This is a genomic window from Streptomyces sp. NPDC058279, from assembly GCF_042881255.1.
In the GTDB taxonomy this organism is placed as follows: Bacteria; Actinomycetota; Actinomycetes; order Streptomycetales; family Streptomycetaceae; genus Streptomyces.
The window spans coordinates 73,722-85,339 of record NZ_JBHVYA010000004.1 but is presented as its reverse complement, the minus strand read 5'-3'; the positions used below and the strand labels follow the sequence as shown (position 1 = coordinate 85,339).

General features: G+C 72.5%; 13 protein-coding genes. 4 read left to right on the top strand and 9 right to left on the bottom strand.

Annotated features, from left to right (window positions below; translation table 11 throughout):
• The 8 genes from ACFVXJ_RS10115 to ACFVXJ_RS10080 form a co-directional block, all read right to left on the bottom strand.
• Positions 1 to 675 carry a response regulator gene (locus tag ACFVXJ_RS10115; RefSeq protein ID WP_389661157.1) on the bottom strand — a complete coding sequence of 225 codons (675 nt, stop codon included), beginning with the start codon at positions 673 to 675 and terminating at the stop codon, positions 1 to 3.
• Positions 672 to 1,889 carry a sensor histidine kinase gene (locus tag ACFVXJ_RS10110; protein WP_389661155.1) on the bottom strand — a complete coding sequence of 406 codons (1,218 nt, stop codon included), beginning with the start codon at positions 1,887 to 1,889 and terminating at the stop codon, positions 672 to 674. Before ACFVXJ_RS10110 ends, ACFVXJ_RS10115 begins: the two co-directional genes overlap by 4 nt.
• A gap of 118 nt (positions 1,890 to 2,007) precedes the next feature.
• Positions 2,008 to 3,210 carry an acyltransferase gene (locus ACFVXJ_RS10105; RefSeq protein ID WP_389661153.1) on the bottom strand — a complete coding sequence of 401 codons (1,203 nt, stop codon included), beginning with the start codon at positions 3,208 to 3,210 and terminating at the stop codon, positions 2,008 to 2,010.
• Entirely contained in the window at positions 3,203 to 4,195 is a 993-nt protein-coding gene (locus ACFVXJ_RS10100; protein WP_389661151.1) for an alpha/beta hydrolase, read from the bottom strand. Before ACFVXJ_RS10100 ends, ACFVXJ_RS10105 begins: the two co-directional genes overlap by 8 nt.
• 225 nt (positions 4,196 to 4,420) lie before the next feature.
• Positions 4,421 to 5,110 carry a LysE family translocator gene (locus ACFVXJ_RS10095; protein ID WP_389661149.1) on the bottom strand — a complete coding sequence of 230 codons (690 nt, stop codon included), beginning with the start codon at positions 5,108 to 5,110 and terminating at the stop codon, positions 4,421 to 4,423.
• 119 nt (positions 5,111 to 5,229) lie between these two features.
• Complete coding sequence (locus ACFVXJ_RS10090; protein WP_389661147.1) at positions 5,230 to 5,631, bottom strand: nuclear transport factor 2 family protein; 402 nt, start codon at positions 5,629 to 5,631, stop codon at positions 5,230 to 5,232.
• 81 nt (positions 5,632 to 5,712) lie between these two features.
• Entirely contained in the window at positions 5,713 to 6,252 is a 540-nt protein-coding gene (locus tag ACFVXJ_RS10085) for a MarR family winged helix-turn-helix transcriptional regulator (protein ID WP_389661145.1), read from the bottom strand.
• Positions 6,245 to 6,910, bottom strand: coding sequence for a DJ-1/PfpI family protein (locus ACFVXJ_RS10080; RefSeq protein WP_389661144.1), 666 nt, complete (start codon positions 6,908 to 6,910; stop codon positions 6,245 to 6,247). The genes ACFVXJ_RS10085 and ACFVXJ_RS10080 overlap by 8 nt, the downstream gene beginning before the upstream one ends.
• Positions 6,911 to 7,174: 264 nt before the next feature.
• Here ACFVXJ_RS10080 and ACFVXJ_RS10075 point away from each other — a divergent pair, with 264 nt between their 5' ends.
• The 3 genes from ACFVXJ_RS10075 (at position 7,175) to ACFVXJ_RS10065 (ending at position 10,251) form a co-directional block, all read left to right on the top strand.
• Positions 7,175 to 8,527 (top strand): aspartate aminotransferase family protein, encoded by a 1,353-nt coding sequence (locus ACFVXJ_RS10075; RefSeq protein ID WP_389661142.1) that lies wholly within the window; start codon positions 7,175 to 7,177, stop codon positions 8,525 to 8,527.
• 232 nt (positions 8,528 to 8,759) lie between these two features.
• Positions 8,760 to 9,431: a GntR family transcriptional regulator gene (locus tag ACFVXJ_RS10070; protein ID WP_389661140.1), complete on the top strand. Its 672-nt coding sequence runs from the start codon at positions 8,760 to 8,762 to the stop codon at positions 9,429 to 9,431.
• Between the two features lie 169 nt (positions 9,432 to 9,600).
• On the top strand, positions 9,601 to 10,251 hold the full coding sequence (locus ACFVXJ_RS10065) for a hypothetical protein (RefSeq protein ID WP_389661138.1): 651 nt from the start codon (positions 9,601 to 9,603) through the stop codon (positions 10,249 to 10,251).
• 28 nt (positions 10,252 to 10,279) lie between these two features.
• Here ACFVXJ_RS10065 and ACFVXJ_RS10060 read toward each other — a convergent pair whose 3' ends face one another.
• Positions 10,280 to 10,990: an SLATT domain-containing protein gene (locus ACFVXJ_RS10060; protein WP_389661564.1), complete on the bottom strand. Its 711-nt coding sequence runs from the start codon at positions 10,988 to 10,990 to the stop codon at positions 10,280 to 10,282.
• Positions 10,991 to 11,268: 278 nt separating this feature from the next.
• Between ACFVXJ_RS10060 and ACFVXJ_RS10055 the strand changes: the two genes are divergently transcribed.
• Positions 11,269 to 11,610 (top strand): YbaB/EbfC family nucleoid-associated protein, encoded by a 342-nt coding sequence (locus ACFVXJ_RS10055; protein ID WP_361317818.1) that lies wholly within the window; start codon positions 11,269 to 11,271, stop codon positions 11,608 to 11,610.
• The last annotated feature ends 8 nt before the right edge of the window (positions 11,611 to 11,618 follow it).

The following is an 11,618-nucleotide window of genomic DNA, read 5'->3' as shown; positions in this document are numbered from 1 at the left end:
CTATCGGTAGCCCGCGGGACGGACCAGACCCGTCTCGTACGCGAACACCGCGGCCTGTGTCCGGTCGCGCAGGCCCAGCTTCACCAGGACGCGGCTCACATGCGTCTTGACGGTCTGCTCGGCCAGGACGAGATGCCGGGCGATCTCCGCGTTGGACAGGCCCTGCGCGATCAGTGAGAGCACCTCCGTCTCCCGCTCCGTCAGCTCGTCGATCCGCGCCCGGGACGGCGCCCGGGGTGCCCCCAGCCGGGAGAACTCGGTGATCAGCCGCTTGGTGATGTTCGGCGACAGCAGTGCCTCACCGGCCGCCACCACCCGTACCGCCTCCGCGAGCTGGTCCGCCGAGGCATCCTTGAGGAGGAACCCCGAGGCCCCGGCGCGCAGGGCCTCGTAGACGTATTCGTCCAGGTCGAAGGTGGTCAGGACGAGCACCTTCACGGCGGACGCGGAGTCGGCGGTGATGACGGACGTCGCCTCGATGCCGCCCATGCCGGGCATGCGGATGTCCATCAGCACCACGTCGGGGCCAAGCTCGGCGACCTTCGCCACCGCTTCGGCGCCGTCCACGGCCTGGCCGACGACCTCTATGTCGGGCTGGGCGTTCAACAGCACGGTGAAACCCTGCCGCACCATCATCTGGTCGTCGGCGATCATCACCTTGATCGGGGCGGTCATGAGGTGCTCTCCGTCTCGTCGGTCCCGGACGCGGCGCTCCCGGGCAGATCCATGGGCAGTACGGCGCTCACCTCGTACCCGCCGCCGGGACGCGGGCCGGCGGCCAGTTCACCGCCCAGCATGCCCGCCCGTTCGCGCATTCCCAGCAGCCCGTGTCCGGTCCCGGGGGACGGCGCGGCCGCGCGCGTCGGTGCGCTGTTGGCGACGCACAGGTGCAACTCGCGGGGCCCGTAGGCGATCCCCACCTCGACCCGGGAACCCGGTGCATGGCGCAGGCAGTTGCTCAACGCCTCCTGCACGATCCGGTACGCGGTGAGCTCGGTGCCCGGGGTCAGCGGCCGGCGTATGCCCGCTATCTCCGTGGTGACCTCCAACCCGGCAGCGCGCACGTTGTCCACGAGGGCGTCGAGTTCGGCGAGCGTGGGTTGCGGATGGTGCGGGTTCGCCGGATCGTCGGGGTGTTCCGAGCGCAGCACACCGAGCACGCGGCGCAGTTCGGTGAGGGCCTCCAGCGCGTTCTCCCGGATGCCCGCCAGGTTCTCCTTCAGCTCTTGCGACGGGTTTTCCACCAGGTGCGGTGCGACCTGCGCCTGGATGGAGATCACCGACATGTGATGGGCGACCACGTCGTGCAGCTCACGGGCGATGCGGCTGCGCTCCTCCAGCAGGGTGCGCCGCGCCCGCTCCTCCTCGGTCAGGGTCTCCTGTGCGACGAGTTGGCGACGGGCCAGCCGCGTCGCCCGGAGCGCGTAACCGAGGAGCGCGGCGAAACCGAAGACGAGGAGCGCCATGACGATGCTGCTCCGGCTGTGTTCCGGCTTGAAGAGGCCTTCGGCCACGATGGTGCAGGCGACGGAGACACCGGTGACCGCGATGGTCACGCGGGGCGGTACGCGCAGGGCGACCAGCAGGATCAGCGACGCCGAGGCGAACGGGCCGATGCCCGTCCAGGGCCAGGTCTGACCCTGTCCGACGTGGTCGCGGATCGTCCAGGCGATGAAACCGGCGCTGATCAGGCCCAGCCACCAGGCGGCGATGGGTCGGAACATGGCGATCACGATGGCGAAGCCGGTGAACAGTGACAGCAGGACGATGCTCGGGTCGTGGACGTCGTAGTGGTCCTGGAGCTGTGCCGAGGTGAGCGCGCCGAAGAACACCGCCACGTACACGACGAGGACGTGGGGCAACCGGGCCAGCCAACGGGGCCGCGCCATCGGTGGGAGCGGATCCTTCCGCAAGGTGAACAACTCCCGTGCCAGACCGTCCCGCGCACGGCCGGCCGTCGCGGGGGCCGGGCCCGAAGACTCGCTCTGCGCATTCACACCGGCCAGCCTAGGCATGGCTGACTTCCTTGATCGGACCCCCTCGGAGACCGCGGGAGACCGGCGGGGCTCCGACGACGGGGGCGCGGCGCCGGGACGCGCCCTGCTCGTACCGGTGGAACGCCAGCCGGCAGACGGCGAGCGCGGCGGCGAACAGCGGCAGCCACAGCAGCCGGCTCGCTATCCACTCCGGAGAGCCGGGCACGGTGTGCAGGCCGGGCAGGTCCGCCGAGACGAGAAGCCCGAGGGAGGTGACGGCCATCATCGCGGTCTGGTGCCAGAGGAAGACCGTCATGGCGGACAGGTTCAGCAAGGCCACCTTCGCCCACGCCCGGGGCCGTCGCATGGTCCGGGCGAGCGGCGCACGGACCAGCAGGGCCAGCCCGCACTGGGCCAGGCCGAAGCTCACGGCGGCGAGCGTGGGCGGGTTCAAATTGGAGATCGCGGCGCCCGGCACCCCCACCATCGACGCGGGATACCCACCCCACAGGACCAGTGCGGCCGTGGCCATGGAGCCTCCCGCGAGCAAGACCACGGCGGGGGCACGGCGGGAGAACGCGCCCCTGGACCAGGCGGCGCCCAGTGTGAAGGGAACCAGCCAGCCGGCGAGGACATTGACCCAGCCGATCCATTCGGGACTCCCGAAGCCGAACCGCCAGACATCCACCCCGGCGACCACGACCAAGGGCCACACCGGGTTGAGCCGCGCCACCAGCGGCGTCACGGCGGTGAGCGCCGCGAAGACCAGCAGGAACCACAGCGGGGACAAGACGAGCTTCAGCAGGGTGTGGAGGGTGTCCGGTGCCACCCCGCCGAGCAGCATCCCGACGGAGGCGACGCCCCACAGTGTGAGTACCGCGGCCACCGGCCGGAACAGCCGGCCCAGCCGCTGCCCTGCCCAGGTGCGGTACGGAATCCCACGCCCCCGGGCCGACGCGTACCCCCGGGCGGCGACATGGCCGCCGACGAGGAAGAACACGGCGAGGGTCTGGAACACCCAGGAGACCGGGGCCAGCCAGGGCATGCGCGTCAACGGGCTCGTGGTGCTCAGTCCCCCGTCGGCCGCGGTCAGCGCGGTGACGAGCCAGTGGCCCAGCACCACACCGAGGATGGCCAGGGCGCGCAACGCGTCCACGGAGCGGTCTCGGGAAGCGGGGGTCTCGGCATGAACGCGGTCCGCGAGCCGGGACCAACGTGCGTAGGCGTTACGCATGACGGACCTCCGGCATGGTGGCGGGCGTGGTCGCGTTCCCGGGGAGCGGGACTGCCGTGGGAGGCGGTCCCAGCACGATGCGGGCCAGGCTGTCGAGGGACGCGGTGCCCGGTTTCAGGTAGTCGCTGTGTCCCGCGTCCCCGGCGTTGAAGGAGCGGGCGCCGAAGGCCCGGTCGACGGGATCGGTGCCGAACCCGACGCCGCCGAGCCGCACATGCGGGACACGGCCGATCCAGTCGCGGCTGCCCCGCCCGCTCCACACCTGGGCCCGGGTGGGCAGCGCGGCGGCGGAATCGGCCCCGGTACCGGGACTGCCGTAGAGCACCAGGTCGGTGACCTTGGGGCCGGTACGCGTGCGGGCGCAGACCACGGAACCGTAGGAGTGACAGAGCAGGGATATCCGGGTGTCCGGGCGGCTGAGGGCCTCCATGTCCGACAGGAAGGGACCCAGTTGGGCGGCGGCCTCGTCGGCGCGGGAGGTCGTCAGGACCGTGGTGCTGACCGTGCCGGGGGTGTCGTACCCGAGCCAGGCGACCACGGCGGAGTTCGGGTGCTCGGCCTGGAGGCGCTGCTCAAGGGCGACCGCCCCGGCACGGAATCTCTGGTAGCTGTCCAGCGTGGTGTCGGACCCGGGTACCAGGACCGTGACGCGGTCGGCGCTCTCCAGATCGCCGAGCACCTCGACGGCCCGGCCCTTGCCCCGACCGTCGAAGGCGAGGAACCCGCCCCCGCCCGCACCCGCAGCCATGGCACGCAATTTCGCGGCCCGGCCGGTACGCCCCGCGCCTTGCGCCATCCGGGCCGCCACGGCGATGTTGTCGAGGTTCGCGGCGTACCGGGTGTGCGGGGTGGCCGTAGCGGTGAAGGGTGCGGGCTTCGGCGCCGGTACGTCGGGGGAGGCGGCGGCGGAGACGGGGAACACCACGGCCGCCGCGATGAGGCCGGCCGGCAGGGTGCGGCGCAGGCGGCTGACAGTGGTGTTCATGAGGGTGTCCTTCGGAGTCCGGAGAGCCTGGTGCTCTTCTCTGGTGCCGAAGTTAGGAACCGACCTGCCTCGTCGGCGTCCCGCTGTGGAGCGGCCTTCCCAGGTAGCTCTCAGGTATGAGACGGGCTACTTGCGAGCCATGTTGCGGACCGGTGACCTGCCTGGTGACGGCCCCTCAGCGTCGACCGACAGCACGGGACTTGGCTCGGCCGGTCCGGCGGCGGGTTACGAGGCCGCCGTCGCCACCCGGACGCCGAAGGCGATCAGGACCGCACCCGTCACCCGGTCCAGGGTCCTGCGGACACGCGGGCGCGCGAAGAAGTGCCGGGCGCGGGAGAGGACGTAGACGTACGTGCCCAGCCAGAGCAGGGTCAGCAGGACGTGGACCCCCACCAGCAGCGCCATGCCCGCCGCCGGGCGCAGACCGGCCGGGGCGAGCGTGGGCAGCAGGCCCGTGTAGAAGACGGCGATCTTCGGGTTGAGCGCGTTGCTGATCAGGCCCGTGCGCCAGGCGCTTCCGCCGCCCCCGTCAGCCCGCCCGCCGCCCGAGCGCCCGTCAGCCCGCCCGCCGCCCGAGCGCCCGCCGCCCGGCGCCGCCGCCTCGTCCGGTACGGGCAGTACGGCCGGCCCGCCGCCCGCGTGACGCAACGACTGGACGCCGAGGAAGCAGAGGTAGCCCGCACCCGCGAGCTTGACCACCAGGTACACCTCGGCGGAGGCGGCCAGCAGCGCCGCGAGCCCGGCGACGGTGAGGGCGCCCCACAGCAGCAGGCCGAGGGCGATCCCGCCGACCGTGCGCAGCCCGTCGGCGCGACCGCGCGAGACGGCCCGCTTCGTCACGATCGCCATGTCCGGCCCGGGCACGAGGGTCAAAAGGGCCAGTACGCCGGTAGCGGTGAGGAGCTGGGGGTACACCCGGCCAGTCTGGCACCTCCGACTCGACCGCGACTCGGCCCGGACCTCGACCTCCGAGCCGGCCCGTGGCGCGACCTCGACTCGGCCCGCCATGCCGACCGTGGCTCCGTCTTCGCGTCTCAGTCCGCCACCAATGGTTCGACGTACCCCGCCCGCCAGCGGGGCGCCGGGTCCTGTCCCGGGCTGGTCCAGTACTCCCGGGCCCCGACGACCTCCCCGTCCCGCACGGTCCACAGCGAGACGGCCCGGTAGACCACGTGGTCCTGAGGTATCTCCACCTCGGTGACGACGAGGTCCCCGTCGGCGAGGAGGCGCAGGACCTCCACGGCCACCCCGTCCCCGTCGTCGTCCCCGTCGTCGTCCTCGGCGAGGACGGCGATGAAGTTGGCCCGGCCCACGATGCGCTCACCGCTGACCGGCCATTCGATCACCGCGTCCTCGGCGACCAACTTGCCGATGCCGTCCCAGTCGCGTGCCTCGATCCGCTCCCACAGTCGTGCCACTACGTTCAACGGCTCCATGTGCGGCAGTCTGCGACGGGGTCCCGGCAGGCAACAAGCTTTGCCTGCAGGCTTATTGACTTCGACACAATAGGCGTCGGACTACTCCGGGGCGCCGCCCGCACCCCGTGCGCCCCGTGCGCCCCCGGCATCGAGTGCGTCGAGCACGTCGAGCGCGGCGGACAGCCGTTCCAAGGCGCGGACCGCCTCCGCGAAGGCGTCCTCGCCGAGTTGCTCGGCCAGCCGCCCGGCCAGCGCCGCGTGCCCGGGCGCGATACGGGCGATCGCCGCCCGCCCTTCCTCCGTGGGTCGCAGCAGCTTCGCGCGCCGGTGGGCGGGGTTCGGCACGTACTCGGCGAGCCCGTTCGTGGCGAGCAGGTCGGCGACGCGCTGGACGCTCTGGCGGGTGATGCCCATGACCCGCGCGATCCCGGCGACCGGCAGCGGTTCGCGGAGCACCGCGCCCAGCACCTGCCAGCGCGCCGCCGTCAGACCGGCCGGGCGCGCGAGATCCTCCGAAACGGCCAGGAACTGGCCGTTCAGCCGGAAGACGCCGAGGGCGGCGCGGCTCAGCAGGTCCTGCCGGCCCCGTACGGAAAGCTCCGGGGCGACCGGCGCGCCGACGTGCCCCGGCTCAGGCATCGGCGGAGTTCGCTTCCGTGGAGGCTGTGGAGGCCGTGGCGGCCATCAGGACCGGGAACGCACTGGCGTCCGAGTCGTGGAACAGTCGGTACCAGGCGTCCAGGGCCTCCGACGGGTACACCTCCAGCCGGGCGAAGACCTCGCGGGCGAATGCCACCGGCTCGGTCGGCCCCGCCGTGATCAGGTCGCCGTCCGTGACCGCGTCGGCCTCGACGTAGTGCGGGCCGCCCGCGTAACCGGGCTGCGGCGCCAGGTACGCCGCTGCCGCACTCGTGTGTCGACGCCCGTCCAGCAGGCCCTCGCGGGCGAGACCGGCCGTCGCTCCGCAGATCGCCGCGACGGGTACTCCCGCCGCCAGGAACTCGCGCGCCTTCGCGGCGAACGGCGCGAGGTCGTCCCCCGTGTCCCAGAGGTCGGCGCCCGTGAGGATCAGCAGAGAAGAGTCCTCGGGGCGCAGGTCCGCCAAGGGCAGGTCGGGCCGGATCCGGAGGCCGCCCATGGTGGTGACGGGCTGCCCGGCGGCGGGACCGACCGTCAGGACCCGGTGGCCGCGCCGGGCGAGGTGCGCGGTGGTGTGGCCGCTCTCCCAGTCGGCGTACGTGTCGTACACCGCCAGGTGGACCGGCTTGCGCGGGGTCCCGCGCGAGGTGTCGCTCATGGTGCTCGCCTCCTGGTGAGTGCGGCCCCGACTCCCCTGGGCCGCCACGCGCTGTGGCCGGGTGCTCGCATGCATCGGCCCCTCGCATGCACTGGCGCAAGGACCGGAAGGGACCGGAGCCCAGCCGATATGACAACATGCTGTCATCTTGGCAGGAAGCTGTCCATCCCCGCGCGCGACGCCGACAGACTGCCGAGGACGGACGGCCACCCCCATACAGTCCGCCGATGTACCGCCCTACCTGCGCACTTCTAGCGTGACCGCATGACCCCTCATGTCACCGGCGCGGCAGTCAAGGCCGCCGATCGCGCCCACGTCTTCCACTCCTGGTCCGCCCAGGCCCTGATCGACCCCCTGGCCGTCGCCGGCGCCGAGGGGTCGTACTTCTGGGACTACGACGGGAACCGCTACCTCGACTTCGCCTCCCAACTGGTCAACACCAACATCGGCCACCAGCACCCCAAGGTCGTCGCCGCGATCCAGGAGCAGGCCGCCCGGCTCTGCACCCTCGCCCCGGGCTTCGCCGTGGACGTCCGCTCCGAGGCCGCACGCCTCATCGCCGAGCGCACCCCCGGCGACCTCGACAAGATCTTCTTCACCAACGGTGGCGCCGAGGCCGTCGAGAATGCCGTCCGGATGGCCCGGCTGCACACCGGCCGGCAGAAGGTGCTCTCCACCTACCGCTCCTATCACGGCGCCACCGCCGCCGCGATCAACCTCACCGGTGACCCGCGCCGCTGGCCCTCCGACACGGCCGCCGCCGGTGTCGTGCACTTCTGGGGCCCCTACCTCTACCGCTCGCCCTTCCACGCGACGACCGAGGCCGAGGAGTGCGAGCGCGCCCTCGCCCACCTCGCCGACACCATCGTCTTCGAGGGACCGCAGACCATCGCGGCGATCATCCTGGAGACCGTTCCGGGCACGGCCGGGATCATGACCCCGCCGCCCGGCTACCTCGCGGGCGTGCGCGAGCTCTGCGACCGGTACGGGATCGTCTTCGTCCTGGACGAGGTCATGTCCGGCTTCGGCCGCACCGGCACCTGGTTCGCGGCCGAGCACTGGGGCGTCACCCCGGACCTGATCACCTTCGCCAAGGGCGTCAACAGCGGGTACGTGCCGCTCGGCGGCGTGGCCATCTCCGGCGCGATCGCCGAGACCTTCGCCACCCGCCCCTACCCGGGCGGCCTGACCTACTCCGGCCACCCCCTGGCCTGCGCCGCCGCCGTCGCGACGATCAACGCGATGGAGGAGGAGGGCATCGTCGAGAACGCCGCCCGCATCGGGGAGGACGTGATCGGCCCCGGGCTCGCCGCGATCGCCGAGCGGCACCCGTCGGTCGGGGAGGTCCGGGGCCTCGGTGCCTTCTGGGCCGTCGAACTCGTACGGGACCAGGCGACGCGCGAGCCGCTCGTCCCGTACAACGCGGCCGGCGCCGCGAACGCGCCGATGGCCGAGTTCGCGGCCGCCTGCAAGGCCACCGGTCTGTGGCCCTTCGTGAACATGAACCGGACGCATGTGGTCCCGCCCTGCACCGTCACGGAGACGGAGGCGAAGGAGGGTCTGGCCCTGCTGGACGCGGCGCTGGAGGTCGCCGACCGCCACACGACGGCCGGCTAGGCGACAGGACCCGGCGCACCCGGCCTGGCGCACGCGACCTTGCGCCCCCGCACACGCCCCCGCACACGCCCAGGCCCGGGCCCGGGCCCACCCCCGCGCCCCCGCCCGCGATCCGCGTGACATGGCGTCCGATGTTCGGGCGCTATGTCCGTTTATTGCCTGCCCACCGATCGGTTTCGGCCGGACCGGCCGGTCTAAGGTGTCCGAAGTCCCACGGAGGAGACGGACCCCTATGCCAGGCAGCGGAGCTGTCACCCGCAACACACTTCGTCAGCAGATAGCGGACGCGCTGCGCGACGAGGTGCTCGCGGCGCGCCTGCCTCCCGGCACCGAGTTCACGGTCAAGCAGATCGCCGAGAAGTACGAGGTCTCCGCCACCCCCGTGCGCGAGGCGCTGGTGGACCTCTCGGCCCAGGGCCTGCTGGAGTCGGTGCAGCACCGTGGGTTCCGGGTGCGCACCTACAGCGTCGAGGACTTCCGGGGCATGGTCGAGGCCCGGGTCCTGGTCGTCGACGGGATCTTCCGCCGGCTCGTCGAACGCGGCACCGCGGTCGGCTCCGCCGAGCCGCTGGTCTCCGTGCGCCGCCGCGCCGAGGAGGCCCGGCGGGCCGCGCGGAGCGGTTCGCTCGACATCCTGATCGGCTACGACCTGCGTTTCTGGCGGGAGCTGAGCGGGCTGGTCGGCAACACCTACATCACCGAGTTCCTGCACCGCATCCGCGTCCAGTGCTGGGTCTTCTCCGTGCCCCACCTCCAGAAGGCGACGGCGGCGGAGATGCGGCGGGCCCTGTGGGACGGCCACGGTGAGCTGGTGGACGCGGTGACGCGGTCGGACGCCCGGGAGGTACGCCGCATCGTGCACGCCTACAACCAGCACGGGCTGGACTGGGCCGCCGGGCTGTAACGGCGCCCACCCCGCCGACGCCCACCCCCGCCCTGCCCACGCCCCACGCACACCCCCGCACCCCCCACCCCGCCGGCCCGCCGTGGGCCGGTGCCCACCGACCCCTTCGCGGAGCGTGTTCGGCGCACTACGCTGGCCCGATCGGCGGCAACGACTGATCGGAGCCCGCGTGGCCTGTGACCTGTGGCTGGTCCCCCTTGTCGACGTGCTGTGCCACAGCCCCGACAACCCCTTCGCGGAAGAGATCGCTTCGTACGACAAGGCGCTGGGCGCGGCGGGCCTGCCGTCCGTCCCGGTGTTCGCCTACATGCCGGGCCTCAGCGGCGACGTCGCCCCGGTGGCCGGTTTCGACTACGACGCCCTGCACTTCCTGCGCCGGGCGTACCTGCTCCGGATCTGCGGGCTCCCGGTCACGCCGGTGGACGAGCTGGGCGGTGACTACGAGCAGCTGCTGGAGATGTTCGAGCCCACGGCCCAGCAGTCGCACCTCGTGTGGCACTACGACCACGCGGGGGCCTACGTGCCCGTGGACTTCCCCGCTCCGCTGGCCAACGAGGAGCTGCTGGCCGGGGGCGGACCGTTGGGCTCCGCCCAGGGGCTGCTGCGGGAGCTGGCCTTCGTGGCGCCCGCCATCGGGATAGACCCGGGCAATCCGCCGGCCGCGCCCGCGCCGCCGGGCCGTCCGACGTCCCTGGAGGAGCCCGCGGGACCGATGCCGTACGACGAGAGTCCCTTCGCCCGGGAACGGCACGTGTGGCTCGGACTGCACGCCGCGGCGACCCGGAGCCTGGGCCAGGGTTCGATGATCATCTTCAGCTGAGCGCGCCGGTCGTGCCCCCGGCCCGGCCTCAGCGGGGCTGTTCCGGGGGACGCTGGCGCGGCATGTTCGGGCGGGTGCCCGGGGGGAGGGCGAAACGCGCCGGGGGGATGCCCGGCTCCGGCCGGCCGGCCGCGGCGCCCAGGGACTGCATGACCAGCGGGGCCGGGCCGGCCCGGAACTCGACCATCCAGTCCGCGGTCTCGGAGCGCACCAGCTCCGTGATGTCCTCCGAGAAGCGGCGCAGGACGGTCAGGCAGCGCTCGGCCGCCTCGCTCGCCGTGCCCTCGGTCGGGCCCAGGACCTCCCGTACGTTCTCCGAGGCCCAGTCGAACTGGAGGGTCTGGAGCCGGCGCTGTACGGCCTGCGCCGTGGCCACGTCCCGCATCCAGCCCGAGGTCAGGCCGAAGAACCGGTCGCAGGCCAGGCAGGCCGCACCGAGCAGCAGGCACAGGTAGCCGTACGAGGCCGCCCCCGGCGCGGAGCCCGTCACCTCCAGCAGCGGCATCGAGGCGCCCGCGACGGCGCCCAGGGCCGCGCCCACCCGCAGGGTGCGCGCGCCGCGCCGCTTCCAGGTCCGATCCACCAGGTACCACTCGGCGGTGCGCAGGGCGTCGGCCTCGACCCGCCGGTAGAGCTCGTCGAGCCGCTCGGCGGGTTCGCCCCAGTCCCCGAGAGGAAACGGCCGGCCGGTCAGGTCGCCGTCCTCTGCGGGATCCCGGGGTGGGCCCTCGGGCTGCATCTCCGGCTGACTCACCGGCACTCCCTCTGCCTGCGCTGACGTGTGGTGGTGCGCGTGTGCGCAATGGTGCGCATGCACTTCCTACCTTCGAATGACGCGCGATGGACAACGAATCCCGCGATTTCCGCTCACAAGGAGGGCTCCAGCAGGTGCGCGCACCCCGGCTCTCTCACTCGAAAGAGTTGGTCCTCACGGCGTAGGGCGCTGCGCGCGGGGAGCACGTAGGCTCGGATTGACCGAGTGTTGAGAAGCATCCGTAGCTATGGAGTGAGTGCCCTGTGATTCCCGGTGGTGGCCAGCCCGACATGCAGAAGCTGCTCCAGCAGGCCCAGAAGATGCAGCAGGATCTCGCCGCGGCCCAGGAGGCACTGGCGCAGGCCGAGGTGGAGGGCCAGGCGGGCGGCGGCCTGGTGAGGGCCACGGTCACCGGCTCCGGTGAGCTGCGCGCCCTCGTCATCGACCCGAAGGCGGTGGACCCCGAGGACACCGAGACCCTCGCGGACCTGGTGGTCGCCGCGGTCCAGGCGGCCAACGAGAACGCGCAGGCCCTCCAGCAGGAGAAGCTGGGCCCCCTGGCCCAGGGCTTCGGCGGCGGTGGCATCCCCGGCCTTCCGTTCTGACGCCCTCA

Coding starts and splice junctions, on each gene's coding strand:
- ACFVXJ_RS10115 (WP_389661157.1), bottom strand. CDS start 675: ATGACCGCCCCGATCAAGGTGATGATCGCCGACGACCAGATGATGGTG.
- ACFVXJ_RS10110 (WP_389661155.1), bottom strand. CDS start 1,889: ATGGCGCGGCCCCGTTGGCTGGCCCGGTTGCCCCACGTCCTCGTCGTG.
- ACFVXJ_RS10105 (WP_389661153.1), bottom strand. CDS start 3,210: ATGCGTAACGCCTACGCACGTTGGTCCCGGCTCGCGGACCGCGTTCAT.
- ACFVXJ_RS10100 (WP_389661151.1), bottom strand. CDS start 4,195: ATGAACACCACTGTCAGCCGCCTGCGCCGCACCCTGCCGGCCGGCCTC.
- ACFVXJ_RS10090 (WP_389661147.1), bottom strand. CDS start 5,631: ATGGAGCCGTTGAACGTAGTGGCACGACTGTGGGAGCGGATCGAGGCA.
- ACFVXJ_RS10085 (WP_389661145.1), bottom strand. CDS start 6,252: ATGCCTGAGCCGGGGCACGTCGGCGCGCCGGTCGCCCCGGAGCTTTCC.
- ACFVXJ_RS10080 (WP_389661144.1), bottom strand. CDS start 6,910: ATGAGCGACACCTCGCGCGGGACCCCGCGCAAGCCGGTCCACCTGGCG.
- ACFVXJ_RS10075 (WP_389661142.1), top strand. CDS start 7,175: ATGACCCCTCATGTCACCGGCGCGGCAGTCAAGGCCGCCGATCGCGCC.
- ACFVXJ_RS10070 (WP_389661140.1), top strand. CDS start 8,760: ATGCCAGGCAGCGGAGCTGTCACCCGCAACACACTTCGTCAGCAGATA.
- ACFVXJ_RS10060 (WP_389661564.1), bottom strand. CDS start 10,990: ATGCAGCCCGAGGGCCCACCCCGGGATCCCGCAGAGGACGGCGACCTG.